Raw genomic sequence first — 2,159 nt, 5'->3', positions numbered from 1 at the left:
GATTATCGTTGTAATCAATCCAGCAGGATTCAATTATTTGTTTTGCCTCTGACAAAGACGAAAAATAGTTTTCATTCAGATATTCATCACGAAATACACGATTGAATGATTCAATAAAAAAGTTATCGGTCGCGTTCCTTTGACTTGAAAAAATCTGCTTCACGTTACGATTTTTGCATTATTTTAAGATTAGAAGCCGTTAGATAATTCAACTTATTCTGGAAGTTATCCATTATCCTTTGCCAACCGACACGTGTCGGTTCTACGATGTCACTTAGCAAAGGTATTACAAAGACGAAATTTTTGACTTTTTCCCGTAATCCATTCTAAACAGATTAATTCTTAATTATGCGTATAAATTCTGCCAAAAACACTGTAAAAATGAAAAAATAGTAGTGTAATACGTTTATTTATAGAAGAAAATAGGAAGCCATTTACAGAAATCTATAATGTAATACAAATAACTTTTGATACTAGCGGAAATTACAACGGATTGTGGTACAATTCTTTATCTTGCCGTCAGTGGTTATTTTTTTTTCGTTTCGTTTTAATAGCTTGTTTTATTGAAAAACCGACACATGTCGGTCGAAAAATACTAAAAATTCTCACTACGTGTGCTCTTTCTAAACGAAGTGAGAATAAAATTCTGAACCGACACGTGTCGGTCGCTGTGTTGACAGGCCTTTTTTAAATCAATATTTCATTTTTAATTTCTTTTCATCACGAATTACTTCTTCAAAGTTTTCCATATATTCATTCCAGTATTTCCAAGTAAAAGGCGGATATTTATTTTTGTTACGCTCATTCAATAAAGCAACTACCCTTCTGAATGGATCCGAAAACTCTTTTGCAACAATAATAGCCTCATCAGGCATAACCCCATGATCAAAAAAATATCCATCACAATACATCATCAGCTGATATAAATCAGGAATACTGGCTTCATTTTTCTTTGCTTCAATTACCGAAACTTTTTCTCCTGTAGATACCATAAGATCACACTTTGGATATCCCTCTTTCAAAATAGAGGTGAATAAAGGAACTTCCCGCTGCGTTATCTGAGAAGGCATATTAAGATCCAATTCTTTTTCACTGAAAAAATTACTTTCTATAATTTCTGCCAGTTTCCTTTTCAACTCAGTTTCATTTACTGAAATAGGTTTTTCTAACCCCTTCTTGGTTGGTCTCAAATTTCTTCGCAGCCATCCGAAAATTTTTGAAAGCTGTTCATCCCCTACCCTGAATCCATTTTTTGTTGTTCTTGTAGCCGGCAAATCTTCCCGATTATTTGAAACAATATTTATCTGTATCAGCCAGTCATTAAAAGTCGGATGATTCTTTGTTCCATAAATTTCTTCAAAAAGATTATGCTCCACTACTCTTCCATTTATTCGGATTTCTACACCCGACGAAGTGATATTCTGTTTGTAATAGCGGTTTGAAGATTTATTATTAAAAGGGATTCTTGCAGGTAATGCTTCCATAGCACCCTGAGTACATTCGAAATGTAATTCTTCATTTGTAAATTTCAGGACGGAACTTTTATAAATAGGTTTTAAGGGTGTTACTTCATGATGTTCCTTTGTACCGTTATAATGTTTTAATGTAAGAATTAATTGTATTTTACAAGTCTCAAGAACCTCTGAGTATGTAAATCCAAGATCTTCATAGATTCTATCCGCAACACTATCAAAGTCAAAACGCATATCAGAGCGGGCCGCAACTTCAGCATCAATCAAATTCTGAAACAACATAAAATTGCATTTTACCCTGATATATGTTCTTCCCCATGCATGTCCAGGATATTTTCTGCTGTTTACAAGTTCGTATTTCTGTCTGCCAATTACATACGGAGCTTTTATCTGCATTACCTTATTTTCATCTGATAAAGATGGAATACGTAAATACATCTCCCAGGCATCGTTTTCAGGATTTGCTGCCGACAAGGCCTGCTTCCAGCCAAAACCATGTTCATTAAACACAGAATCTGATCCTATGGCACCAAGAGTAAATGCCTGTTCTGGATTTTCAAATCCCATTCCAGAATCTTCGATGGTAATATAAATTGCCTGATTAATATCATTCGTTTCTTCAAGTGTAATTTCTATCTTCCGGGTTTCGGAATTTTTACCAAGAATATTGCTTATAGAATTATCTAC

General features: G+C 34.1%; 2 protein-coding genes. Both read right to left on the bottom strand.

From position 1 onward, the window contains the following. A partial coding sequence (locus MSI_RS14420) for an integrase core domain-containing protein (protein ID WP_255324569.1) occupies positions 1 to 163 on the bottom strand: 163 nt, incomplete at its 3' end. A gap of 529 nt (positions 164 to 692) precedes the next feature. After that, positions 693 to 2,159 (bottom strand): hypothetical protein (locus MSI_RS14795; RefSeq protein ID WP_039925072.1); only part of this gene is annotated, 1,467 nt, incomplete at its 5' end.

The sequence above is a fragment of the Treponema sp. JC4 genome (assembly GCF_000260795.1).
Lineage (GTDB): Bacteria > Spirochaetota > Spirochaetia > Treponematales > Treponemataceae > Treponema_D.
The sequence above is the reverse complement of the archived record's forward strand: the minus strand, read 5'-3'. Positions and strand labels throughout refer to the sequence as shown.